The organism is Citromicrobium bathyomarinum (genome assembly GCA_001306305.2).
GTDB classification, from domain to species: Bacteria; Pseudomonadota; Alphaproteobacteria; order Sphingomonadales; family Sphingomonadaceae; genus Alteriqipengyuania; species Alteriqipengyuania bathyomarina.
In genome coordinates this window covers 1,264,270-1,287,737 of the sequence record CP155577.1, presented here as the reverse complement: position 1 = coordinate 1,287,737, position 23,468 = coordinate 1,264,270, and the positions used below count along the sequence as shown (strand labels likewise).

At 66.7% G+C, this 23,468-nt stretch carries 19 protein-coding genes and 2 riboswitches; of the genes, 3 read left to right on the top strand and 16 right to left on the bottom strand.

What is annotated here, in order from left to right; genetic code table 11:
* Nucleotides 1–25: 25 nt before the first annotated feature.
* Genes cobU through VO57_006350 form a run of 9 tightly spaced genes read right to left on the bottom strand, consistent with a single transcriptional unit; the run spans nt 26 to nt 8,497 of the window.
* Nucleotides 26–529 carry a bifunctional adenosylcobinamide kinase/adenosylcobinamide-phosphate guanylyltransferase gene (cobU, locus tag VO57_006390; protein ID XBL70965.1) on the bottom strand — a complete coding sequence of 168 codons (504 nt, stop codon included), beginning with the start codon at nt 527–529 and terminating at the stop codon, nt 26–28.
* Nucleotides 526–1,983, bottom strand: coding sequence for a cobyric acid synthase (locus tag VO57_006385; GenBank protein XBL70964.1), 1,458 nt, complete (start codon nt 1,981–1,983; stop codon nt 526–528). The genes cobU and VO57_006385 overlap by 4 nt, the downstream gene beginning before the upstream one ends.
* A complete protein-coding gene (gene cbiB, locus VO57_006380; GenBank protein XBL70963.1) occupies nt 1,971–2,906 on the bottom strand; it encodes an adenosylcobinamide-phosphate synthase CbiB in 936 nt (311 codons plus the stop codon). The genes VO57_006385 and cbiB overlap by 13 nt, the downstream gene beginning before the upstream one ends.
* Complete coding sequence (cobD, locus tag VO57_006375) at nt 2,899–3,882, bottom strand: threonine-phosphate decarboxylase CobD (GenBank protein ID XBL70962.1); 984 nt, start codon at nt 3,880–3,882, stop codon at nt 2,899–2,901. The genes cbiB and cobD overlap by 8 nt, the downstream gene beginning before the upstream one ends.
* The gene (locus tag VO57_006370) at nt 3,879–4,589 is read right to left on the bottom strand and encodes an adenosylcobinamide-GDP ribazoletransferase (GenBank protein XBL70961.1); all 711 of its coding nucleotides are present in this window, start codon (nt 4,587–4,589) and stop codon (nt 3,879–3,881) included. Before VO57_006370 ends, cobD begins: the two co-directional genes overlap by 4 nt.
* Nucleotides 4,586–5,161: a histidine phosphatase family protein gene (locus VO57_006365; protein XBL70960.1), complete on the bottom strand. Its 576-nt coding sequence runs from the start codon at nt 5,159–5,161 to the stop codon at nt 4,586–4,588. The genes VO57_006370 and VO57_006365 overlap by 4 nt, the downstream gene beginning before the upstream one ends.
* Complete coding sequence (gene cobT, locus VO57_006360; protein ID XBL70959.1) at nt 5,158–6,174, bottom strand: nicotinate-nucleotide--dimethylbenzimidazole phosphoribosyltransferase; 1,017 nt, start codon at nt 6,172–6,174, stop codon at nt 5,158–5,160. Before cobT ends, VO57_006365 begins: the two co-directional genes overlap by 4 nt.
* Nucleotides 6,171–6,575 carry a DUF1636 domain-containing protein gene (locus VO57_006355; GenBank protein ID XBL71301.1) on the bottom strand — a complete coding sequence of 135 codons (405 nt, stop codon included), beginning with the start codon at nt 6,573–6,575 and terminating at the stop codon, nt 6,171–6,173. Before VO57_006355 ends, cobT begins: the two co-directional genes overlap by 4 nt.
* Nucleotides 6,576–6,577: 2 nt before the next feature.
* Nucleotides 6,578–8,497 carry a TonB-dependent receptor gene (locus tag VO57_006350; protein XBL70958.1) on the bottom strand — a complete coding sequence of 640 codons (1,920 nt, stop codon included), beginning with the start codon at nt 8,495–8,497 and terminating at the stop codon, nt 6,578–6,580.
* A 171-nt stretch (nt 8,498–8,668) separates the two neighbouring features.
* Nucleotides 8,669–8,861, bottom strand: a riboswitch (cobalamin riboswitch).
* Nucleotides 8,862–8,933: 72 nt separating this feature from the next.
* Nucleotides 8,934–9,143, top strand: a riboswitch (cobalamin riboswitch).
* 208 nt (nt 9,144–9,351) lie between these two features.
* On the opposite strand from VO57_006350, the gene VO57_006345 reads away from it, so the two are divergent.
* The 3 genes from VO57_006345 to VO57_006335 are packed head-to-tail and all read left to right on the top strand — an operon-like array spanning nt 9,352 to nt 11,857.
* Nucleotides 9,352–9,954 (top strand): hypothetical protein, encoded by a 603-nt coding sequence (locus VO57_006345; protein XBL70957.1) that lies wholly within the window; start codon nt 9,352–9,354, stop codon nt 9,952–9,954.
* Nucleotides 9,951–10,565: a cob(I)yrinic acid a,c-diamide adenosyltransferase gene (cobO, locus tag VO57_006340; protein ID XBL70956.1), complete on the top strand. Its 615-nt coding sequence runs from the start codon at nt 9,951–9,953 to the stop codon at nt 10,563–10,565. The genes VO57_006345 and cobO overlap by 4 nt, the downstream gene beginning before the upstream one ends.
* Nucleotides 10,562–11,857 carry a cobyrinate a,c-diamide synthase gene (locus VO57_006335; GenBank protein ID XBL70955.1) on the top strand — a complete coding sequence of 432 codons (1,296 nt, stop codon included), beginning with the start codon at nt 10,562–10,564 and terminating at the stop codon, nt 11,855–11,857. The genes cobO and VO57_006335 overlap by 4 nt, the downstream gene beginning before the upstream one ends.
* A 24-nt stretch (nt 11,858–11,881) precedes the next feature.
* Here VO57_006335 and VO57_006330 read toward each other — a convergent pair whose 3' ends face one another.
* From VO57_006330 to VO57_006300, 7 genes are all read right to left on the bottom strand, one after another.
* On the bottom strand, nt 11,882–13,198 hold the full coding sequence (locus VO57_006330) for a PepSY-associated TM helix domain-containing protein (protein XBL70954.1): 1,317 nt from the start codon (nt 13,196–13,198) through the stop codon (nt 11,882–11,884).
* Nucleotides 13,195–13,773, bottom strand: coding sequence for a hypothetical protein (locus tag VO57_006325; protein XBL70953.1), 579 nt, complete (start codon nt 13,771–13,773; stop codon nt 13,195–13,197). The genes VO57_006330 and VO57_006325 overlap by 4 nt, the downstream gene beginning before the upstream one ends.
* Nucleotides 13,773–15,887 (bottom strand): TonB-dependent siderophore receptor, encoded by a 2,115-nt coding sequence (locus VO57_006320; protein XBL70952.1) that lies wholly within the window; start codon nt 15,885–15,887, stop codon nt 13,773–13,775. The genes VO57_006325 and VO57_006320 overlap by 1 nt, the downstream gene beginning before the upstream one ends.
* A 197-nt stretch (nt 15,888–16,084) precedes the next feature.
* Nucleotides 16,085–19,285, bottom strand: coding sequence for an autotransporter outer membrane beta-barrel domain-containing protein (locus tag VO57_006315; GenBank protein ID XBL70951.1), 3,201 nt, complete (start codon nt 19,283–19,285; stop codon nt 16,085–16,087).
* A gap of 93 nt (nt 19,286–19,378) precedes the next feature.
* Complete coding sequence (locus VO57_006310) at nt 19,379–21,724, bottom strand: TonB-dependent receptor (GenBank protein ID XBL70950.1); 2,346 nt, start codon at nt 21,722–21,724, stop codon at nt 19,379–19,381.
* 35 nt (nt 21,725–21,759) lie between these two features.
* On the bottom strand, nt 21,760–22,692 hold the full coding sequence (locus tag VO57_006305; GenBank protein XBL70949.1) for a FecR domain-containing protein: 933 nt from the start codon (nt 22,690–22,692) through the stop codon (nt 21,760–21,762).
* A 38-nt stretch (nt 22,693–22,730) separates the two neighbouring features.
* Entirely contained in the window at nt 22,731–23,261 is a 531-nt protein-coding gene (locus tag VO57_006300) for an RNA polymerase sigma factor (protein ID XBL70948.1), read from the bottom strand.
* Nucleotides 23,262–23,468 lie beyond the last annotated feature (207 nt).

The window sequence follows — 23,468 nt, the reverse complement described above, 5'->3', positions numbered from 1 at the left end:
CGGCCGGAAATACGCCATTGGCGACTCATGCTTTCAGAGATAGCGGCAGCCCCGCCGCCACCAGGACGACTTCGTCCACGACGCCGGCAATCCGCTGGTTGAGCCTCCCCGCTTCGTCCCGGAAGCGGCGGGCAAGGGCATTGTCCGGCACGATGCCAAAGCCGACCTCGTTCGCGACCAGGGCGATCGGATGACGGCATTCGCCGATCGCACGCTCGAGCGCATCGACCGGCACCGGCCGATCGGCGAGGATGAGGTTGGACAGCCACAGCGTCAGGCAATCGACGAGGATTGCATCGGCCTTTGCATCCGCCTCCGCGATCGCGGCCGGCAGGTCGAGCGGAGCTTCGATGGTGAACCACCGTTCGCCGCGATCTGCGCGGTGACGGTCAATCCGCTGGTGCATCTCGTCGTCGCGCGCTTCCGCCGTCGCGATATAGGCAAGGCGTCCGTCGATCGCTTCGCTGCGTTGCTGCGCGTACCGGCTTTTGCCCGAGCGCGCGCCTCCTAAGACCAGCAGGCTCGTCATATGGCGTTCTCCCTTGCCAGCGCGATGAGACCGTCGACGTCGAGCGCCTCTTCCAGCGTGGCCGCGATATCCTCCAGCGCCGCGTCGACCCGGTCCGCATGCGGCTGCGCGTGCGAGGGAGCGTCGATCTTCGCCAGCAGCGCGCGGCGCAAGGGGCCCGATTCCAGCAATCCGTGGCAATAGGTCCCCATCACCGTGCCGTCGGCACTCTGCGCTCCGTCTGCATGGCCTTCGCCCAGCATGGCAAAGGGGCGCGTCGTATCAGTGCCGGTGGTCTGGCCGATGTGGATCTCGTAACCGGCAAACTCGGCGTCGAGCGCCCTGCCCTGCACCTGGCTGACCCGCTTGTCGCCGGTCAGCACGGTTTCCACGTCGAGCAGGCCGAGCCCGTCCGCTCGCCCCGCCGCGCCTTCGATGCCGCGCGGATCGTCGATCGAGCGGCCCAGCATCTGGTAGCCGCCGCAAATCCCCAGCACCGTGCCTCCGCGCCGGTGGTGGGCGATAATGTCGATGTCCCAGCCCTGTTCGCGGATGAACGCAAGGTCGGCGATGGTCGCCTTGGAGCCGGGCAGCACGATCATATCGACCACCGGGATCGGCGCATCGGGCGGCACCATCACGAGTTCGACCGAGGGTTCGGATTTCAGCGCATCGAGATCGTCGAAATTGGCGATGCGCGGCAGGATCGGGCAGGCGATGCGTTTCGGGCCGGAACTGGCGGCGGCTGCGCGTTCGAGGACAACCGCATCCTCGCTCGGCAAATGATGTGCCTTGGCGAGCCACGGAACCACACCATAGCCGCGCCATCGGGTCAGTTGCTCGATAGCGGCATAGCCATCGGTGAATAGCGCGGGGTCGCCGCGGAATTTGTTGACGATGAAGCCGCGGATCGTCGCCGCATCGGCAGGGTCGATCACGGCGCGCGTTCCGGCCAGCGCCGCGATCACGCCGCCGCGGTCGATATCGCCGACCAGCACGACCGGGACCTCGGCGGCGCGCGCAAAGCCCATGTTAGCGATGTCGCCCGCGCGCAGATTGATCTCCGCGGGCGATCCGGCGCCTTCGACGACCACGATATCGCACCGCGCCGAAAGGCGACGATAGCTCTCCATCACTTCGCCCAGCAGGGCACCCCGCGCCTGCCTGAACGATCCCGAACCCAGCGTGCCGCGCATCCTGCCATGGACCACGACCTGCGAGGTATGGTCCGCCTGCGGCTTGAGCAGCACGGGGTTCATGTCGACATGCAGCTCCGCCCGCGCGGCCACCGCCTGCAATGCCTGTGCGCGCCCGATCTCGCCGCCTTCGGGCGTGACGGCGGCATTGTTGGACATATTCTGCGGCTTGAACGGCAGCACCGCGATCCCGCGATTGGCGAGCGCGCGGCACAGGCCCGCCACCAGCACCGACTTGCCCACGTCGGAGCCTGTCCCCTGCAGCATCAGGCCAGCCATGCAAATGCTCCCGCAATCAAGAAGGTGATAACCCAGGCGAGCGAGACGATCCGGATCGCCCTGCGGAGATCGCCGGGCGTCGCCTCGCCGCCGCTGCCGATGAAGGGCGTGTCATGCCCGACCCCGTCGTAGCTGATCGGTCCGGCAAGGCGAACGCCAAGCGCGCCTGCCATCGCCGCTTCGGGCCAACCCGCATTGGGAGATGCGTGGCGCGCATGGTCGCGCCACATGATCCGCCAGCCGCCAAGCCCGGCGAGGCAGATCAAGATCGCGGCGAGGCGTGCGGGCAGGAAATTCGCGACATCGTCGATCCGCGCAGCCGCCCAACCGAAATCGCGCCACGGCTCCTCGATATGGCCGATCATGCTGTCGGCGGTGTTGATTGCCTTGAACATCCAGATGCCGGGCAGGCCCAGGACCGCGAACCAGAAGATGGGCGCGATCACTCCGTCGCAAAAGCTTTCCGCGAGGCTCTCGATCGCCGCGCGCGCCACGCCGGCCTCGTCCAGCGCTGCGGTATCGCGGCCCACGATCATCGCCACCGCCTGCCGCGCGGCAGTAAGATCGCCGGTGGCGAGCGCGCTAGACACCGCACGCACATGGTCGATCAGGCTGCGCTGGGCGATGGCGGGAAAGGCGAGGAGCGCGACGACTAGCCAGCCGTTGTCGCCCAGCATCTGCCGGACGATGGCTTGCGCGGCCCACGCGATCAGACCGGCAGTCGTCACGACCGCGAGCAAGGTCGCGATCCCCCCGAGCCGTCGTTGCGATGCGCTGTACTGGGGGCGGTTGAGCATCTCCGCGCCAGCCGAGATGATCCGCGCAAACCCTCCGACCGGATGGCCCACGCGCCGGTAGAGCCAGCCGGGCCAGCCGAACGCCGCATCCAGGGCCATCGCTGCGGCGAGCACCGGATCAGCCATCGCCCGGCGCCCTAGCAACGCGCTGCATCTGCGCTTCGTCGGCCGGGACGCCGAAGCGGAGCCAGTCCGGGCGATCGGCGAAGGGTCGCGTCAGGATATGATGTCGGGCGAGGCGATCGAACAGCGCGCCCGCGTTTTCAGCGCGGACGAGCCGGAACAGCGGCGAGGCGCCCTGCGGAGCCATGCCATGGTGCGACAGAATGCGGTCGAACTGCGCGGCGCGCGTGGCAAGCGCGGTGCGCGTCGCGTCGATCCAAGCTCTATCGGCATAGGCGCGTTCACCGATTGCGAGTGCCGCGCCCGATAAGGGCCAGTCGCCCAGCAGATTGCGCAGTGCGGAGATGACGTCCGGCGGCGCGATCGCGAAGCCCAGCCGCACGCCCGCCAGCCCGAAGAACTTGCCGAAGGATCGCAGCACGATCAGTCGGCGCGCGGGGTCGACTTGCGCCGCGATGCTGATCTGCGGCATGGTGTCCACGAAAGCCTCGTCCACGATCAGCCAGCCGCCCGCCGTCTCCTGCAGCGCGAGCCATTCGCGCAGCATCTCGGGTGGTGTGACGCGGCCATCGGGGTTGTTGGGATTGGCGATGACGAGAGCATTCGCCAAGTCGTCGGCGCGTGGAGCTTTCACCGCCTGCGCCTGCGCGAACATCGCGGCGTGCGTGCGATAGGTCGGCTCGATATAGCCCCCCGGCAAGCCAAGGATCGCGGCAATCAGCCGCAACCCGATCTCGCTGCCCGGCACCGCGCAGCAGAGCGAGGGATCGACGCAGAAATACTGCGCGGCCACGCCCTCCAGCCGGGCCAGTGCGGAAGGATCGGGCAGAGCATGCCAGTCGGGCGCCAGATCGACCGGCACCGGCCAGGGGTACGGATTGATCCCGGTCGACAGGTCGAGCCACTCTTCCCGCGCTCCACCGAAATGCGCGCAGGCCGCGTCGAGCCTGCCGCCATGCCAGTCGAACGCGCCGCTCATGATGCGGCGAGCCAGGCGAGCAGCAGCACGCTCTCGACGATTTCGATCCCCGCGCCGTGGCTATCGCCCGATATGCCGCCCAGGCGCGAACGGACCCAGAGCGCCCACAACCCTATCGCAGGAGCCGCCACCAGGAATGCGGGCGCAAGCCAGCACAGGACCGCGGCGATAATGATCCAGCCTGTCAGGTCGTACCAGCGCAGCGCGCTCGCGAACTGGGTCCCCATACCCTCATGCAGCGGCGGCAAACACTTGGCCCACAGCAGAGGGCCCAGCCGGGCGATGCAACAGATCGCGGGCAACACCCAGAAATCGCTCCCTCTCGAAAGCCCCGAAAGCAGCGCAAACTTGGCGCACAGCTGCAAGCCGATGGCGACCACTCCGAAACTGCCGATATGCGGATCGGCAAGTATCTCCGAGATCCGACTGGCGTCCTTGTGCGCCCCGCCCGATGCGTCGGCCACGTCGCCCAGGCCATCGAGGTGAAGCGCGCCGGTGATCGCCGCCCAGACGATAAGCCCCGCCGCGCCCGCGACCAGCGGATCGACCAATCCGCCCGCCCAAACCGCGCCCCACACCGCCAGCCCCACGATCACGCCTGTCAGCGGAAACCAGCGCATCGCGCCCGCCATATCGCGCATGTCCGCGTCGACCGCAGGCAGCGGCACGCGCGTCATGAACTGGATGGCGAGGACGAGCGATTTCATGTCCGCAGGCCGACGATCTGTCCGCTTGCCAGTTCGCTCCCCTCGCCGCGCCAGACGCGGATCGAGAGCAAGGCGCCATAGGGAAGGTCGAACGCCCAGACGGCGCGATGATCCAGCCCCGTGAGAACCGAGACCGCCGCCCGCATCGCCCCGGCATGCGAGACCACGATGGCGGTTGTGTCCAGCTCGGCGATGGCCTCGCGGATCCTGCTGCGAAGGTCGCTCCACCGCTCGCCATCGGGCGGCGGGTTGGCATCGGGATCGGCCCAGAAATCCTCGAGCTGCCGTGGGTCCAGCGCGGCGGATGGCTTGCCGTCCCACTCGCCGAAATCGAGCTCCCTCCAACGCGGATCAATCCGCAGCGGAAGGGCGCGTGAATCGGCAATCGCGCGTGCGCCATCGCTCGCGCGGCTGAGGTCCGACGAGATCACTTCCGCCGCGCCCAGACCCTGCGCATGGTCGACCAGCGCACGGTGTGCGCCCGGGGCCGCCGGTTCGTCATGATGACCCAGCATCAGCCCGGTGCGCAGCGGGGGGCCGTGGCGTAGCAGATGGAGGTCGAAGGGCTTCACGTCGCCCCTGCCACCGCAGCTTCGGCGAAAGTCGCCATCCGCTCATGCGCGGCCAGTGCGGAGCGGACGATCTGCACCGCCACCGCCGCGCCGGAGCCTTCGCCCAGCCGCATGTCGAGCGCGAGCAGCGGAACGAGCCCGAGCGCGCCAAGCAGGCGACCATGCGCATTCTCGGCAGAGCGATGCGCCGCGAGGCAGTGATCGACGATGCCCGGTGCCTCTGCCGCGAGCGGCGCGATGGCCGCGCAGCCGATGAACCCGTCGAGCATCACCGGTATGCGTTTGTGGCGCGCGGCGAGGACCGCCCCCGCCATCGCCGCGATCTCGCGCCCGCCGAGCCGGCGCAGCGTTTCAAAGGCATTGGTGCATGCAGTGCCATGCAGGGCCAGCGCATTGTCGACGAGCGCGCGCTTGCGGGCGAGGATCGTATCGTCGACGCCGGTGCCTCGGCCGACCCATGCCTCGGCCTCGCCCCCAAGCGCGGCGGCGCACAACGCAGCTGCGGGGGTGGTATTGCCGATGCCCATCTCGCCGGGGACGAACAGCTGGCATCCGTCCGGCACCGCAGCCGCACCGCGGTTCAGCGCGTCGAGGCATTCCGCCTCGCTCATCGCGGGTGCGCGCGAGATATCGGCGGTCGGCCTGTCGAGGTCGAGCGGGATCACGGCAAGGCTCGCCCCGCAGGCATGGCTGAGCGCGTTGATCGCAGCCCCGCCGTGCTGGAAGTTCGCGACCATCTGCGCGGTCACCTCGGTGGGAAAGGCGCTTACGCCTTGCGCCGCGCAGCCGTGATTGCCCGCGAACACCACCACATCAATCCGTTCGAGCGTGGGTCGGGGCGTGTTCTGCCAACCCGCCATGAAGACCGCGATCTCCTCCAGCCTGCCGAGTGAACCCGCCGGTTTGGTCAGCTCCGCCTGCCGCGCGCTCGCAGCGGCACGCACCTTCGGATCGGGCTCGGGCAGCGTAGCAAGCGCATGGGCGAACGCGGCGGGATCGGCGAAAGCGATCATGTCGCGACCTTTCCTTCGGGCGGCACGCGCACGATGAAGTGGCCCTTCACCCCTTCGGGCCATTTCGCATAGGCGACCTTGCCGTGCTCGCTTTCAGCGTGATGGGCGGTGTATTCGAGGATCGCCTCGGCGCTCTCGCTGTCGGGTGCGAAGTCGCCCAGCACATAGCCGATCTTGCCCGGCCCGCGCACATGCACGGTGCAGTGCCGCTGGCACGCGAACAGACAGGGCATCTCCTCGATCGCGATGTCGGCATAGCGCTCGCTCGCGCCCTGTGCCGCACGCAGCGCCTCCGCGAGGCGCGCGCCGCCGCGCTGCCCGTCGTCGTCTTCGCGACGATCGGCGGACAGGCGGCAGGTGCTGCACACGACGACAGACGCGCCGCTGCTGGCAGGCGCCAGCGTCACAGCCGCGTCCTAACTCCGATATGAACGCTGCGGCCGAGCGTGCCGTACCCCTTGGCGGTGACGTAGTCGGTGTCGAACAGGTTCTCGACCCGGCCATAGAGTATCAGCGGCCCGCTCACGTGCAACTCGCCGCGCAGATCGGTCAGCAGGTAGTCGTCCAGCATGTCGCCACCCGCCCGGTCCGTGCTTTCGCCCGAATAGCGCAGCGCAATGCTCAGCGAATGGCCCTGCCGCGCCTGATAGCCGATCGCGGCATTGGCGAGGTATTGCGGCACGCGCGGCAATTGCTGGCCGAAGGTGGACCCTTGCGTGCGATCTTCGGCCTCGACCCAGCTGAAATTACCGCGCGCGAAGATCGCGCCGAAGCGCGCGTCGCCCGCAACTTCGACGCCGCGCGCGCGGGCTTGGTCGACATTGGCGTAATAGCCGAAGCGCTCCACATCGCTGCCCGGAATGAAGCATTCGGGCGGCAGCGGGGCCGAGGTCGGGCAATAGGCGAAATCGATCAGATTGTCGGTGTCGCGCTCGAAATACACCGCCGAGAACGTCAGCCGCTCATCCAGCAGATCCTGCTCGATCCCGGCTTCCCAGCCCTTGGCATGTTCGGGGTCGAGGTCCGCGAAGCCATACTGGCTGAACAGCTGGTAGAGCGAGGGCGCCTTGAAGCCTTCCGAATAGTTCGCCCGCAGCCGCGTGCCGCCATTCCATGGCTCGAAGCTTGCGCCTGCGCTGAACACCGTGTTGTCGCCAAAACGCGTGTGATCGTCGTAGCGCACCCCGCCATCGATCGTCAGCCCGGCCACCGGCGTGACGCGCGCCAGCGCATACAGGCTGTTCGTGTCCGCCTGCGCGCGGGTGACATCGATCGGCGCATTATTGTCGCGCGGAGAGGCGGTGCGCATGCGCTGTTCCTCGCGCTCTGCCCCGAAGGAGACCTGCACCCTATCGGACAGGGTCAGATCGCCTTGGTATTCGTAGCGGCGCGTGCGGCCCTGTGCGTCGAAGGTCTTGGTGCGGACCGATCTTGCGGGATCGAAATTGTCGCGGTCGGTCCGGGTCTCGATGAAGGCGAGCCGGCTGGCGAGCCGTCCATCCAGCACGGTCGCATTGATCCCGGCATAGGTCGCCCAGGTCTGCGTCACGCCAAAAGCGCGGCTGTCACCTGAAAACCCGTCGAAATCATTGCTGCCATGCGAGTAATAGCCGCGCAGGTCGGCCGAGAGCGTGGGGGCGATCCTGGCGGTCAGCGTGCCGCTGGCCGACTGGCGCTCGAACCCGTCGCGCTCGGTGCCGCTGGTGCGCGCGGAGATGCCGTCGGTGGTGAAGGTGCTGCCCGCGATCCGCCAGTCGAGCAGCTTGCCGCTGCCGCCGACACCCGCACGCGCATTCAGCGTGTTGCGCGATCCGCCCTCGATCGAGACGCGGCCTTCCAGTGGCGCGGTTGGGCGGTTGGTGAGCACGTTGACCACGCCGCCGATGGCATTGCTGCCCCACAGGATCGACTGCGGCCCGCGCAGGATCTCGATCCGCTCGATATCGTCGGCGAACAGGTTGCCGAAATCCGCGCCCCCATCGGTGGTGGAGGCGTCGGCCAGCCGCATCCCGTCGACAACGAGCACGGCCTGGCCCGCATCGGCCCCGCGTATGCGTAGCGAGGTGGAGGTGCCATAGCCGCCGTTGCGCGAGAGGCTGATGCCCGGTGTGCGCACGAGCACGTCGGACACCGCGATCGGCTGATCCTGCTCGATCCGCTCGAGGTCGAGCACGGTGATCGAGGACGACACGCGATCGGTCTCGACCGGGGTTCTGAGCGCGGAGACGACAATGGTATCGTCGGCATCCTCCGCATGGGCGGCGGTGGACAGCGACAGCACGGCGGCAAGCGCCAGGATGGAAACACAGTAGTTTTTGGGCATGAATATTCCCCAGAAGTGACACGACGCTCCGCGCGGATCGTGTCGGGGGGAATGACGGGAACAGGCACCGCGAGGCGCACGCACCAGCCATCCCGTCCGGCACGCGCCGCACGAGGCAATGGCTGTCGTTTCTCGAGGAAAACCCCGTTCGGCCGGCACACCCTGTCCGGACGAAGAACGACGGCGTCAGGCAGGTCTCCTGGCTCGCGGGTCGATGCCGGTCGGGCCGCCTTCTCGGGCCGCTTGCGCGCCCCAATGGCATGATGGCCGATGGCTCTCCGCTCACAGTTGCAGGGGCAGCCACGGTCTTTAACCGCGTTCCCTTTCAATCCCCTCTCGGGGAACCTGAAGCTTGGCCGCCGGATATGCGGGGGCGAAGCGCGTGGCAAGCTGATTGTGCAATCGCGAAGCCTTGCCTGCGCTGCCGATCCTCCATATCAGGGGCGGCGTAACGGGTGCCCGCAAGGGCTTAATCGGGAAGTCCGGCAGGCTGGCGACGCCAGCTCAATCCGGCACTGCTCCCGCAACTGTAACCGGTGAGCGGACCGCCATCGCGCCATTGCAAGGGCATCGCCCTTTCGAGAAGGCGGCGGATTTCGCGTCGAACCGGCAAGTCAGGAAACCGGCCCGTTGCCGTCGTTCTTCGCCCGGGCGGGATGTACCGGTCGAAAGAGGGTCCGATCCCTTGGTGGACGACACCTGTGTGTGCGTTGAAGAGGGAGGGCCGCCATCCGGCACTCGCGATCCTGTTTGTGCGCCATGGCCCCCGGTCATGGCCTTCTGTCCCGTGGCCCTTGCCTTTCCGGCTGGGCGCTTCGGGCAACGCATCGTTGCAACTTCAAGGGAGTCCAATGATGTCCGATCTATCCATCACCGCGCCGTCCGATCACGCGATCCGGCGGTTCGACATTCTCGTCTTCGCCGCGCTTGTCGTGGTCATGCTGGCGACCCGGCCGCATTCGCTCAGCGAGTTCGTGCACCTGCCCGAAACCAGCCTCGCCAGCTTCCTCGTCGCCGGGTTCTACATCCGCCCGCGCCTCGCCTTCCCCGCGCTGTTCGCGCTGGCCTTCGCGATCGATCTTGCGGTGATCGGGATTGAGGGTGGCGAGAGCTTCTGCTTCACCATCGCCTACTGGATGCTGCTGCCCGCCTATGGCGTGATGTGGCTGGCGGGGCGCTTTGCCGCCGCGCGGCTCGAGGTGAAGCCCGCGCATCTGCCCGCGCTGATCGCCATCGTCGCAGGCGCAGCGTTCGTTTCCAACGCCTTTTCCAGCGGCGGGTTCTATGCGCTCAGCGGGCATTTCCCCGATGCGACGCTGGCCGGCTGGCTGCCGCGCCTCGAACGCTATTTCCCCGGCACGCTGATCGCGACGCTGAGCTGGACCGGCATCGCGGTGGTCGCGCATGTCGCGGTGCGCAGCCTGACGGGTCAGCGCGTGCCGGACAGCGCCCGGTGAGCGACGCCGACAAGGAAGAGATCGACCGCCGCTACCGTGCCCGCACCGCGAAGCACAAGGCGGTGGTCGACAAGCGGATCGCGGCTGCGCAGGAGGACAAGGGCCTGCTGCTGGTCCTGACCGGCAACGGCAAGGGCAAGTCGTCCTCCGCCTTCGGGATGGTCGCGCGCACGCTCGGCTATGGCCACAAGGCTGCCGTGTTCCAGTTCATCAAGGGCAAGGAGGAAGTGGGCGAGCGCGCGTATTTCGCTCGTGATCCCAACATGCGCTGGGAACGCTGCGGCGAAGGCTTTACCTGGGAAACGCAGAACCGCGACCGCGACATCGCCGCCGCCCGCGCGGGGTGGGACAAGGCGAAGGAGGCGCTCGCCGATCCCTCGATCCATCTCGTGGTGCTCGACGAGCTGACCTACCTCGTCACCTATCGCTATCTCTCGCTGGAAGAAATCATGCCCGCGATCGAGGCCCGCCCGCCGATGCAGCATGTGGTGATCACGGGCCGCGCGGCGCATGATGACTTCATCGAGGCCGCCGACACGGTCAGCTCGATCCGCGACGTGAAGCATGCCTTTCGTGCCGGGGTTCGCGCGCAGAAAGGCATTGATCTTTGACCGGCAGCGCGCGCTGCCCCGCGCTGCTGGTCGCCGCGCCCGCATCGGGACAGGGCAAGACCACGATCACCGCCGCCCTCGCGCGCCGCTACCGCGATCGCGGCCTGCGGGTGCGCGTGTTCAAGTGCGGGCCAGACTTTCTCGACCCGATGATCCTCGAGCGGGCGAGCGGGCATCCCGTCCTGTCGCTCGACCTGTTCATGGTGGGCGAGGATGATTGCCGCCGCCTGCTCTACGAGGCGGCGTGCGCGGCGGACATTATCCTCGTCGAAGGCGTGATGGGCCTGTTCGATGGCGATCCGTCGGCTGCCGATATCGCCGCCCGCTTCGGCCTGCCGGTGCTGGCGGTGATCGACGGTTCGGCGATGGCGCAAAGCTTCGGCGCGATCGTCCACGGCCTCGCCACCTACCGCAGCGACATCGCGCTGCACGGCGCGATCGCCAATCGCGTGGGAAGCGCGCGCCATGCCGCCATGCTGGAAGACAGCGTACGCGCGCCGGTGCGCTGGCTGGGCGCAGTGGAGCGCAGCGCCGACTTCGCCTTGCCCGAGCGCCATCTTGGCCTGCTGATAGCGGATGAGATCGCCGGCCTGGACGAACGGATTGCAGCGTGCGCGCGGGGGCTTCCAGCCGCAGTGAACGACCTGCCGCCGCCGGTCACCTTCACCCCCGGAACTGATTACGCCGCGCTGCCGGCAGACCTTAAAGGACAACGCATCGCGATCGCACGCGATGCCTGTTTTGCCTTCATCTATCCCGACAATCTGGCGGTGCTTCGCGAGCTGGGGGCGGACCTCCATTTCTTCTCACCGCTTGCAGGAGACTCGTTGCCCAATTTCGATGCGCTCTGGCTCCCCGGCGGTTATCCCGAACTCCATGCCGAAGCGCTGGCGAACAATGGCGCGTTTCTGGATGAGCTGCGGGCCCATCACGAACGGGGCAAGCCGATTCTGGCCGAATGCGGGGGCATGATGGTCTGTGCGCAGGAGCTGGAGACGATCGACGGGCAGACCCACGTTATGGCGGGGCTCTTGCCCGGTCGCACGATCATGCAGTCGCGCCTCGGCGGGCTCGGCCTGCAGGAATGCCCATGGCCTGGCGGCACTCTGCGCGGGCACGGCTTTCATTATTCGCGGATCGAGACCGATCTCGCGCCCTTCGCCCAGACCCGCAATCCCAACGGCGGACGCACCGAAGCGCTGTTCGTGCACGGATCGCTGTGCGCGAGCTATGTCCATTCCTATTTCAGATCGAACATTGCAGCAGCGGCATCGCTCTTCCGGAACAGTTAGGCCCACTTCAGCCTTCGGCGACCCTCACTCTGCCGGCACGGGCTCCGGCGTTGTCTTGGCGGGCGCGCCGGTCCGCCGGGCAAGCAGCAGCGGCACAGTGATCGCGATCAGACAGGCCGTCCAGAAGATCGCCACGAAGGGCGCGCCGTTGCCCAGCGCAAAACGCGCCAGAAGCGTGGCCACCAGGCCGAGCGGAACACCCGCCACGAGGCCCCACCAGGCGGCCCGCAGATAGGTGGAGCGCTGGCCCCGCCGCTCCCGCTTGTCGAACCAGATGAAGGTGCCGGTTGCCACCACCACGGTCAGCGCCAGCCCGAAGACGATATAGGCGATCTTCACCGGCAGTCCGCCGAAATTGCCGAAGTGCAAATTGTACATCGAAGCGGCAACCTGCTGCCCCACCGTGCCGTCGGCCAGGCCCACAGTGCCGCGAAATTCGCCGCCTGCGGAGAATGCATAATACTCGCCGAAAATCAGCCGGCGCTGATGTTCCGCGATCACCTGCACGTGCTGGCCCGCAGTCCCCGGATCATGCAGGATGACGTAATAGGGATCCACCTCGGGATATTCGCGTTCCATGTAGGCAAGCGCGGGCGCGACGTCGGGCACCGGCGCCGGGGCCGCATCGCCTTCCGGCTCGCCGCCGAACACCGGGGCGAGCGCCGCTTCGCTGTCGCCGCCATAGGCCGCGGTCGCCACCGCGCCACCCGACACGTAGAAGAGCCCGATCATCGCCCCGGTGAGCGCGATCGCCAGCGCGAAGGGCAGCGTCCAGACCGCCAGCCGGTTGTGCCAGTCGAGCGTCGCCACGTCGTCCCCCCGGCGCGCGCGCAGGCGGAAGGCATCGCGGAAAATGCGCGGATGCGCGACGATGCCGGAGACCGAGAGCGCCACGATCATCGCGCCGAACAGGCCGACCAGCGTCATGCCGTAGAGCGCCGGAAGGTTGAGCCGGTAATGCAGCGCCAGCAGGAATTCCGCCCAGGCATTCTCTTCCGGGACAACGATTTCACCCTGGCGATCGATATGGACGGCCTGCGTATCGGTGGTGATCGTCGTGCGCGGCAGGGCCTCGCTCGGCAGGTGGACATAGAGGTGCGTCGTTGCCGGCTTGCCTTTCTCGCTCGCCAGCACGTTTTCGATCCCGCGCTGGACGCTGGCAGGGTCGATGGCGCTCATCTCGGGCGCGTCGAGCTGTTCGAGACGCTGAAACTCTTCGTACAGCACGATCGCGGTGCCGGTGGCGCAGATCAGATAGAGCAGCGCGCAGCAAATCAGGCCCAGGGCGGAGTGGGCGGAGATTGCCTGGCGGACGGTGTCCTTGGAGAATGCGAAGGTCATGCCGGGCCTCCCTGCAACATGAGAAACGGCGCGGAAAGCGCGGCGATGCCAAGCACCCAGCCCAATTGGGCCCGACGGCGCGCCATCATCAGCAGCGCGAAGGCAAGGATCGGCCACGCGAGCGGGACCACGGCGAGCACCGCGACATTGCCGTCCGCCTCGGCCCCACCTGCCGAGACAATCAGCGCGCGCACCGCGAGGGCCAGCAACAGGCTGGCCGCGAGAGCCAGCGGGCCGGTGATAAAAAAGGTCAGCCAGCCGGAGCGGCGTGGCCCGGCCGCTTCGTCACTCCCGCGATGCACCGTGCGGACCGCTTTCGCCCGGCCCTTTCGCACCTTCTCGGTAGCCGCGAACGCGAGCGCGACGAAGGCCGCGCCGGTCGCGACGAGGATGGCGACCGTGATGCCCCACTCGCCCGCGGCGCGATCCGCGACGGCCAGCGCCGCAAGCAGCGCCGCCCAACCTGCAAGGTTGAGGGGGAGCGAGCGTTTCGCCCGCCCCCACGACACCCGCAGCACAGCCACGCCCGCAATTGCGAGCGCGCTGGCAAGCCACATCGACGCATCGCCCGCCATCAGAACGCGACGGTCAGCGAGCCGTTGATGCTGCGCTTTTCACCCGGGTAGCAATCTCCGCGCACGAGGCAGACCGAGTAGTATTCCTCGTTGGTCACGTTGCGCGCGGTGATCCGCAGGCTGAACCGGTCGAAGTCGTAGCCGAGCGACAGGTCGCCCACCGTGTGGCCGTCCACGCGGTAGGTCAGCAGGCTATTGGTGATCGCCGAGATGCCGTTGCTCTCGTTCCCGCCGACGTACCGCACGCCGCCGCCGAAGCTCAGCCCCTCCAGCGCACCGGTGAAATTGTACAGCGCGAAGAGCGAGGCCTGCCAGTCGGAGATCGAGGTCAGCGGCAGCCCGTTGGGATCTTCCGCATCCAGATAGGTGACGTTGCCGTCGATCCGCAGGCCGCCGATCAGCGCGTTGGCTTCCAGCTCCGCACCGCGCACCTTCGAGATGCCTTCCTGCTGGCTGTCGGCCCCCGCCAGCGCGGCGGGATTGGGCAGGTTGGAAACCTCGATATCGAAGACCGACGCGGTGACCAGAGCGTTGATACCGGTCGGCTGCCACTTGATCCCGGCCTCGTACTGGCGGCCTTCTTGGGGTTTGAGCTGCTGGCTGGTGATCCTGTCGACCCCGACGACCGGCTCGAAGCTCTCCGCGTAGCTGACATAGGGAGAGATACCCGCCGGACCGCGCCACAGGAGGCCGAAGCTCAGGCTGGTCGCATCGTCCTTCTGCGTCGTTCCGTTCTCGACCCGGTTGGTCACATCGTCGAACCGGACGCCCGCGTTGGCGACCAGCGCGCCCCAGCTCATCTGGTCGGAAATGTAGTAGCCGGTCGAATCGACGTAGTTGCGCGGGCCGTTAACCTGCAAGTCGCGGATTTGCTCGACCGTCGGGGCGTTGGTGTACTGCGGATTGAAGACGTTGAGCGTGCCCGCGTTGAACACATAGGCGGTATCGGAATCGGTGAAGACGTCCTGCGTCTGCACGCCGACCAGCAGTTCGTGGCGGATCGGCCCGGTGTTGAACTCGCCGCGCACACGCGCGTCGAGCGCCAGCTGCTCGCTCCGGTTATCCGCCAGGTAGAAGGTCCATGCCCCGTCGCCATTGGCGTCGATGCGCGGCACGCCGTTGCCCTGAAACGCGATCCACGCCTGGCGATAATCGGCCTTGGAATCGACGTAGCGCCCTACCGCCTCGAAGGAGAACGCATCGCTCAGCTGCTGTTCGAGGATCAGGGTCAGCGCGAAGCTTTCGGTGTCGTAGGCGTTGAAGCCCGGCGCGCCCATGTATTCATAGGGATCGATTTCCTCGCCGCTGGCCGAGGGCAGCAGGGTGCCGGTGACGGGGAGGAACTGGTGCGCGGTGTCCGAATCCTGGTCCGAATAATTGGCGAGGATCGTGATCTCGGTGCCCGTGGCCGGGCGCAAGGTCAGCGCCGGGGCGATGACGAACTTGTTGTCGTCGACCTCGTCGATCTGGGTGCCGGAATCGCGCAGCAGGCCGACGAAGCGGAACTGTGCCTCGTCTTCGGCACCGGGGATGGCGATGTTGATGTCGGTCGCGATCTGCTTGCGATCGAAGCTGCCGTAATCGAGGCGCACCTCGCCCTCGGTCACGCCCTTGGGGCGCTTGGTGACCACATTGATGATGCCGCCGGGCGATCCTGCACCGTAGAGGACCGATGCCGGGCCCTTGAGCACTTCCACCTGCTCCAGCGTGTAGATGTCCTGCCGGGTCGTGTTGTAATATCCAAACAGGTACTGGAGGTTGTCGCGATATTCGGGCGCGGCGAGCCCGCGGACCTTGGCGAAGTCGCCGCGGGTCGAGAAACCGAAGGGCTCGGCGGTGACGCCAGCCGAGTAGGTCAGCGCATCGTCGAGCGACTGCGCGCCTTTCTCATCGAAATCCTGCGCGGTCTCGATCGAGATCGAGCGCGCGGTCTCGACGATCGGCGTGTCGGACTTGGTCGCTCCGAAATCGGTCAGCGCGCCGGTGACGACGATTATGCGCTCATCGGTTCCATCCCGCGGATCGCCGGTCTCGGCGGCATCATCCTGAGCGAACGCGGGCGACGCGGCAATCAGTGCAAGCGTTGCGGTCGTGGCGGCGAAAATTGGCTTCACATTTGGCTCCCTGAACACAATCTGACCGCCCGCTAATGAAACCTATTCTCAATTGCAATGGGTGGTTGGGGAAGCGCGCGAAAAAGAAGAACCCGGGCGTCCGGTGAGACGCCCGGGTTCAGGGTCCGATCGGTCCATCAGGGGACTTGCGGTTTTAGACCGGTTGCCGAACCCATCCCAGACACCTTGGGGCCCGGCTACATTGCGAAGCTGACCGATGCTCGCAGCGCATAGCCGATCTTGTCGTTGTGCTCCTCCGCTGAAAGTTCGCCCGAGATGGTGTAGAAAGCATCGCCTCCCACACCGCGCAGCCGCGCGAACCAGCCGCTGGTTCGCTCCTCGGGCGTCAGAGTAAAGCTGTCGCCGTCGCCGAACCGGGCGGTTGTCGCGCCAAGTTCGCCGGAGAGGATTTCACGCCATCCTCCTTCCGCCTCGATCCGCAGCCAGTTCTTGTCGCGCCTGCGCATGCCGAGCAGATCGACACCGACGGCACTGCCGACATTGACCGCGAGTTCATCGCTGGTCCGATCTTCAACCGTGAGATTCAGTGCCTCGCCGCCGGTCTCGACATAGCCGTCCTCGCTTAGGCGGATATAGTCGAGCGTTACCGACGGCCGGAAGAAGAAGAACTGCGATCCGGCTTCGAGCGAGACACCCGCGATGAAGCTGGTCGCGTTGCCCGACCACTCGCCGTCCATCGTCCGAGTGATGGTCTGATCGCCGTCCTTGCCGTTGAAATAGCGCGCCCCATCGAAGTTCGCGAAACTGTAGGAACCTCGGGCGAAGCCGGACAGCGCGCCCCATTTCCCGCGCCAGTAAAGCGCGCCTTCGTAGGTGTTGGAGATGAGGCTGTTGTCGGCCAGCGTATCGTGCCGGTTCCACAGCCAGGTGGCCGTGGCACCGACGGTGCCGAGCCCTGTCTGCAATTCGGCACCGCCCGAGAAACCCAGACCGTCGAGGTCGTATTGCGCCGTGTCTCCTTCATCCTTTGACGAATCCCACCCCGCCGCATCGAACACGATGCTCAGCTTCTCCTTGCGTTCGAACGGACCCTGCGGCTCCGCGAGCCTGCGCGCGAAGGTCCGGATGCCGAGGCTCAGGCCGTCGAACGCGCCGCCCGCGTGATCGGGCAGGGTCTGCGCGACGGCGGCGCGAAACGGGTCTTTCTCGGTGATGCCTAGGAAGACGCCCGCAACGTCGTCATCCTCGGCGAGAGCTGCGTAAAGCGCATCATAGGCGGTCGTCTGCGCACGGTTGAGGCCGAGTTCGTCGGTCGCCTTGCGGTCGATATCCACCTTCACCAGACCGGCAGCCTGATCCACGGCAAGCTGCGCCTTGTACATGAAGGGGACCAGCGCGACGTCCGGCTTCAGGGATCCAGCGCCTGTCAGCGTACCCGCGTCGATGACGGTGTAGATGCCTTCGGCCTCGGCAATATCGGTCAGCCGCAGCTTGAGTTTTGCACCGTCTGCAAAGCTGGCATTGCCGGTCACGGTGATCCCGCTGCCTGCAGCCGGATCCTTGCTGAGTGTGGTGACGACCACGCCGTTCGCGCCGACGGCAAGTGTCGAAAGAGTGGTGGGCCCAGTCAGATCGAGCGCGCCGCCGTTGACCATGACCGACAGGTTTTCGCTGCCGACCAGACGCCCTTTGAACAGGGCCTTGTCGGCCAGCGTGAGCTTGCCCGCTCCGCCGGCGAAATCGGCCGTGCCCGCGAAGCCCGACGTGCCAGAAAGGGTCAGCTCGTCGGCCTGACCACCGAAGCTCGCTTTCCCGGCAAAGCTCGCATCGCCCGACAGCACGAACCGATCTAGCCCTGCGCCGAACGACACATCGCCCGCGACCGTTCCGTCGAGCAGTTCGAGCCTGTCTTCCCCGCTGCCGAACAGGATGTCGCCCTTGATACCGGGCGCGTTTACGCCAGAGCCGACCAACGTCTGGCGCACGGTCGCACCGGCGACCACGGCGGTCAGATCGATCGCGATGTTGCGGCCCGTATCGGCCTTCGCGCCGCTGGCAATAATCTGGCCGCTGTTCTCGACCAGACGCATCGTACCGCTGCGATCGACGATTGCGATTGCCGTACTCGTATCCTTGAGAGCGGTCGCCTTGATCGTCCCGCTATTGCGGACATAGGGGAGGTTCGCCCCGACGTCGACCGAAACTGCGGTCGCGCGCGTCGCATCTCTGCCTCCGCCCGAGGCGGAGATGGTGCCAGCGTTACGCAATTCGGCCGTCGAAGCTCCCGCCCCCAGACGCAGTGCGGTGGCATTGCTGTCTATCGAGCTCGCGGCGATCGAACCATTAACGGCAATCCCGCCGGCAATCGTGACATTGCCGCCGCGCCCGCCAACGACCATTCCGTTTCCGTCGATCCCGCTATATACGCCCTGACCCGCGATCGATCCGTCGACGATGATCCCGAACCCGGTCCCGGTCGCAGGCAGAGCGCCGATCGCGATGTCCCTGTCGGTAGCGCCGATCACCACTGCCGGCGCGGCACCATAGGAGACGACCTTGGCGCTGCCTTCCTTCGCGTCGTCGATCCCGTCCTTGTCCTCGTCCGGGTCGTCCTTGTCGGTATCGGCAGGCGGTACTGCGAAGCGGATGCCCTTGGCCACGTCGCCTTCGATAACGATCGCGCTGCCTCCCTGGAGGACGTCGTCATCGTCGAGCTTGCTCAGATCGGCGGGCGCGGTCACCGCGCGGTAGCCGGTCGACACGATCGTGCCCTGCACTACCAAAGTGCCATCCAGATCGCCTGCGAAGCGCGCTGCGATCGCATCCTCGCCCTTCGCCGACACCGTTCCGGCGAGCCGCACGTCGCCGGTTACGTCCTGCACGTCGATACCCACGCTGCGATCGCCGAGAACCACGGTCTCGCCATCGTGGACCAGCTTGCCGTCCACCACACCGGCGACCCAGATGCCGGCAGAATCATTGCCTTCGACGGTGATCTTGCCCGAGTTGACGATGTTACCGGTCAGATTGCCGCGGATACGGATGCCCACCCGGTCGGTGCCGACCGCGAAGGGGCCATCGAGATCCTTGTCGTTGTCGATATCGGTCGGCTCGTAGGTTTCATCAACCGTGATCGTCCCGGTGTTGACGATGTCGGACTGCCGGTCGCCGGTCGTCTCGATACCGCTCCCGCCATCGACATTCGTGACGACGATCTTGCCTTCATTGGTCGCATCGTGATCGCTGTCGACGACGATCCCCGAGCCGCTGGTCAGCTCGATCGAACCGTTCTTGGTCACCTTTACATCGTCGCCAGCCCCATCCTTGAGCTGCGACGTGCGAACCGGCTGCGTCCGCTTCGCGTCGACCGTGGTCTGCGCCGCCGCGGGCGCCGCCAGCGCTGCAAGTGCGGTTCCGGCCAGAAGATAACGATACATGCATTCCTCCGTCTTGAGTCAGACGGGAGGACGGAGCCGACGGTAACTTGCCTTGGTCCTGTCGAGAAAAATCTCGTGCGCCCGGCCAGGCCGCTAGAACGCGAAGTCGACGCCGATCCGGATGGTGCGCGGGCGCAGCGGTGTTTCCTGTGCGCGGACGACCGCAAACGGCGTGCCCAGCGCGAACCGATTGCCCTTCGCGTCGGCCAGATTGGTGATCGAAAGCGTGCCGCCGATCCGATCATTGCCGATCCGCAACGTCAGCCCGCTGTCGAGATAGTCCCCCTGCAGATCGCCAAGTTCGGGGCCGATGCCCAGCCGTGACTTGCCGATATAGCTCGCCCAGGCACGCGCATCGAGATCGAGGTTTCCGCCGATCGGGCGCGAATATTCGAGCCCCAGCCGCCCCGAAAATTCTGCGATGTTGGGCACGTGCGAGGTGCGGCCCATCAAAAGGATGAGGTTGAAGGGTGGCTCGTCGATCGAGCTGCGATTGATGCTGGCACCGCCCGTCAGCCTCAGTTCGGGCGTGAGATACACGCCTGCGCTCGCGCTGATCGTCCACACGCGACCATCGCCGATATTCGCCGTGCTGGGTAGCCCGGCCACATCGATGAAATCGGCCTGAATGTCGTTCCATCTGGTGTAGGATAGGTTGAGCGCCAGATCGAACGGATCGCGCCCAGGAACTCCGTGGCGAACGCCAACCTCGAAGGTCTGCGCGTCGTCGCGATCGAACCGGCGGACGAATTCGCCCTCGATCGCAAGGCCGCCCGGACGGAAGCCCTCCTGATAGCGAAGATAGAGGCTGGTTTCGGGCGCAAGCCGGGCCATCAGCGATGCCGATGGAAGAAAGGCCGACTGGTCCCGCTTCGCCGTCACCGCCGCACGCTCGATCACCAGTGCAGGAGCCACATCCTCCGCACTGCCGCCCAGTCGCACCAGCGAATAGCGCGCGCCCAGAGTGGCGATCAGATTGTCGTGCAGGCGATAGGACCCCTCCGCATAGATCGTCGCTTCCGTCACCGTGTTGAGCACGCCGGTGGTGGCCGCGCGCAGGGTCATCTGCTGCAGGCTGCGGTTGAGCTGGGTACGGTTGTCGACCAGGCTCAGCCCCGCGACCCACCCGAACCGGTCATCTATCGGCTGCCACAGGCGCGTTTCGTGCGCGATCATCCGCGTTTCATTGCGCTGGACGAACAACCGCTCCTGCTCCTGCTCGGTCGACGCATCGTAGCGTTCTTCCAGGGTCTGATCGGCAATTGCGGTCGAGGACCGCAGACGCACCGCACCGATGCGACCATCGACCACTATCTGGCCGTGCAGGTATTCCGAATCGGACCCTTCACGCACGCGCGCCGCGCTGTCGTAGCCGGGCTGGTTGCGGGTGACGTACTGGCTATCCTGCGCGTGGGTGGTCTGGCCCAGGCCGATGAGGTCGATCGTCCAGTCCGGTGCCAGCTGCGCGCGCAGGATGGCCCGCCCCGAGAGGATCGAGGTCCGGTTGACGTCGGTCCGGTCGAGGAACGGCTTGTCGATATAGCCCCCTTCCGTCACCCCATCGAGTGTCACGCGAAGCGCCGCCTTGTCGCTCGCGAGCGGGAGGTTGGCGATCAGGCCGAGATCGGCGCTGCCGTCGCCATGCTCGGTCAGCGCCCCGCCCAGCGTTCCGCTCGCGAAGGATCGGCCGAGTTCGGGGGTGTTGGGCACCAGCCGGATGATCCCGCCGAGCGAGCCCGCGCCGTATAGCGTACCCTGCGGCCCTTCCAGCACCTCCACTCGTTCGAGGTCGGAAAGCCTGAGGTCGGGATCGGGCGCGTTGTAGCTCAGCCGGATATCGCCGAGATACTGCCCGACCGTCGCCTGCGTGGGACCGGTGAAGCTGGAGTCCGCGATGCCGCGGATGAACAGCTTGTTGCGCCCGCTGCCAAGATAGGTGGAGGAAACGGTGGCGACGCGCTGGGTAATCTTCTCGGTCCCGCCGACCCCACCGAGCGCCAGTTCCTCGCCATCGAGCATCGAGACCTGCGCGGGCATTTCCTTCAGCGGAAGCTCGCGCTTGCTGGCGGTCACCACGATTTCCGGCAGAGGTGCGGCGGGAGTCGGCGCGGGGCCGGCGCGTGGTCCGCGCTCGGTCGTCGTTACGCGTGCGTCCCGGCGCGGGCGAGCGGCACGGGCCGGTAGCGGATCGAGCCGCCAGGCCATTGCACTGATGCGGACCGCGCGGGCATTCGCCTGCCGCGCCAGCCGCTGCACTGCGGCCTCGGCGGACATGGTCCCGCGAATGCGCGCGACCCGCCGCGACGACAGGCTGGAACCGTTGACCACGATGCTGGACCCGGTCTGACGGGCCAGCGCGATCGCGGAATCCGCGACCGTTCCGGCAGGCACATCGACGCGGCGCTCCTGCGCGCTGGCCGGATATGCCGCGCTCGCCACCAGGGCCGCAACAAGAACCGGGTACACGCGCATCGTCAGCGTCCGCCGAGTATCCAGACATCACCGTCCTGCCGCACGTCGATCCCGAGCAGGGGGCCCAGCGCACCCGGATCGCGCCGTAGCGGATCGATCGCAACGCTCCCCGAAATCGAGCGCGCCTCTCCCGCGTCGGCAACACGGTAGGTAATGCCGGTCGCTCGCGACAGGTCGTCCGCCACATCGGCCAGCGGGGCGTTGCGGAAGGTCAACCGCCCTTCCCGCCATTCGCCCACCTGATCGACCGGCACGCTCTCCATCCGGTAACTGCCCTTTGCCCGATCGAAGCTCAGCACCTGCCCCGGATCGATCCGGGCAGCCGGGCCATCCGGCTCGTAGATCACCGCGCCTTCGGCCACGCCCACCGCGACTGCGGTGTCACGGATGGTCACCTCGAACACGGTCCCTGCGTCCACAAGCGTCGCATCGCCCACCGCGAGGCGGAAGGGATCGGCATCGTCATGGCGGATCTCAAACACGGCGCGCCCGCTGTTCAGGCGTGCCTCCCGCTCGCCATCGACGACAAGTTCGGTGCCACCCGCCAGCACGACCGCGCTGCCATCGCCGAGTTCGACAGTGCGCGTCTCGCCCGCCGCCGTGCGGTAGGTCGCATCGGCATCACCGGCGGGCCACAGCCACAACGCTGCAACAAGGGCGAGACAGGCGGCAAGCGCGGGCGCGAACCAGCGACGAGGCGACCTGTGCCCGCCCTCATCGCTATCCTCATCCGACCAGTCGGGATCGTTCGCAGGGAGCGAGGCTAGCGCCTCGGCCCCCTCCTCCACCGCGAGCATCGCCCGGTCGTAAGCCTGCGCATGGGCAGGCGAGGCTTCGAGCCACTCGGTAAACGAAGCCCAGTCGTCGAAGTCCGGCTCCGACGTGCGCACCGCCCACATCGCGGCTTCATCCAGGATTTGCTGATCAACCGCCATTCACGAATGCTCCTGGCCACATGACGGAGTCGTTGCGCTCATACCTCATCCAGCCGCTCCCTGAGTTCGATCAGGACACGATAGACCTGCCGCAAATCGCTCTCGACCGTGCTGATACTCACGCCGAATTCCTGGGCGATCACACGCTGGGCGATGCCGTCGATCCGGCTGCGGCGAAAGATTGCCACCGCGCGCGGCGGCAGTGGCGCCAGCGCTTCCTCAACCCGTGCCGCAAGCTGCCTGCCTGCAACCACCCGTTCGGCCGAGGGACTGTCGGACACGCCGATCGCTACCCCGCTATGCCCTTCGACCCAGGCCGCATCACGCTGTTCGGCCTGCTTTGCGGAGCGATAGCGGTCGATCATCGCCGCGTTGGCCGCGCGATAGAGATAGGCGAGCGGTGCGGCGATCGGGCCGGCTTCCACCCGCGAAATTCTCAGCCAGACTTCCTGCAGAATGTCCTCGGCATCCTCCCCCGCCCCGCGCGCGACGAGAAAGCGCAGAAGCTTGTCCCGGTTCGCCAGGAAGACGGCCTCTAGTCCGTCAGGGGAATCGCCGGAGTCTGGCAAAGTCAGTTTACTCGCTTGCGTGGGCGGATGACCGATAAACATACCCCAGGGCAGACGCCCCAGCGGGACTTATCGGTCGCGTCGATGCCGCAATTCGCGAGGTGAGGTATGGGCATCCCGAGTGTCTGGCAATAGGTTTGGCAAGCTATCGCGTGGCGTTGGCACAAGCGAACTTGGTCGATGGGCCTGGGTGCCGAGCGGACTTTC

Coding starts and splice junctions, on each gene's coding strand:
- VO57_006350 (XBL70958.1), bottom strand. CDS start 8,497: ATGCCCAAAAACTACTGTGTTTCCATCCTGGCGCTTGCCGCCGTGCTG.
- VO57_006370 (XBL70961.1), bottom strand. CDS start 4,589: ATGAAATCGCTCGTCCTCGCCATCCAGTTCATGACGCGCGTGCCGCTG.
- cbiB (XBL70963.1), bottom strand. CDS start 2,906: ATGGCTGATCCGGTGCTCGCCGCAGCGATGGCCCTGGATGCGGCGTTC.
- cobD (XBL70962.1), bottom strand. CDS start 3,882: ATGAGCGGCGCGTTCGACTGGCATGGCGGCAGGCTCGACGCGGCCTGC.
- VO57_006330 (XBL70954.1), bottom strand. CDS start 13,198: ATGACCTTCGCATTCTCCAAGGACACCGTCCGCCAGGCAATCTCCGCC.
- cobU (XBL70965.1), bottom strand. CDS start 529: ATGACGAGCCTGCTGGTCTTAGGAGGCGCGCGCTCGGGCAAAAGCCGG.
- VO57_006325 (XBL70953.1), bottom strand. CDS start 13,773: ATGGCGGGCGATGCGTCGATGTGGCTTGCCAGCGCGCTCGCAATTGCG.
- VO57_006315 (XBL70951.1), bottom strand. CDS start 19,285: ATGTATCGTTATCTTCTGGCCGGAACCGCACTTGCAGCGCTGGCGGCG.
- VO57_006385 (XBL70964.1), bottom strand. CDS start 1,983: ATGGCTGGCCTGATGCTGCAGGGGACAGGCTCCGACGTGGGCAAGTCG.
- cobT (XBL70959.1), bottom strand. CDS start 6,174: ATGATCGCTTTCGCCGATCCCGCCGCGTTCGCCCATGCGCTTGCTACG.
- VO57_006345 (XBL70957.1), top strand. CDS start 9,352: ATGTCCGATCTATCCATCACCGCGCCGTCCGATCACGCGATCCGGCGG.
- VO57_006305 (XBL70949.1), bottom strand. CDS start 22,692: ATGGCGGTTGATCAGCAAATCCTGGATGAAGCCGCGATGTGGGCGGTG.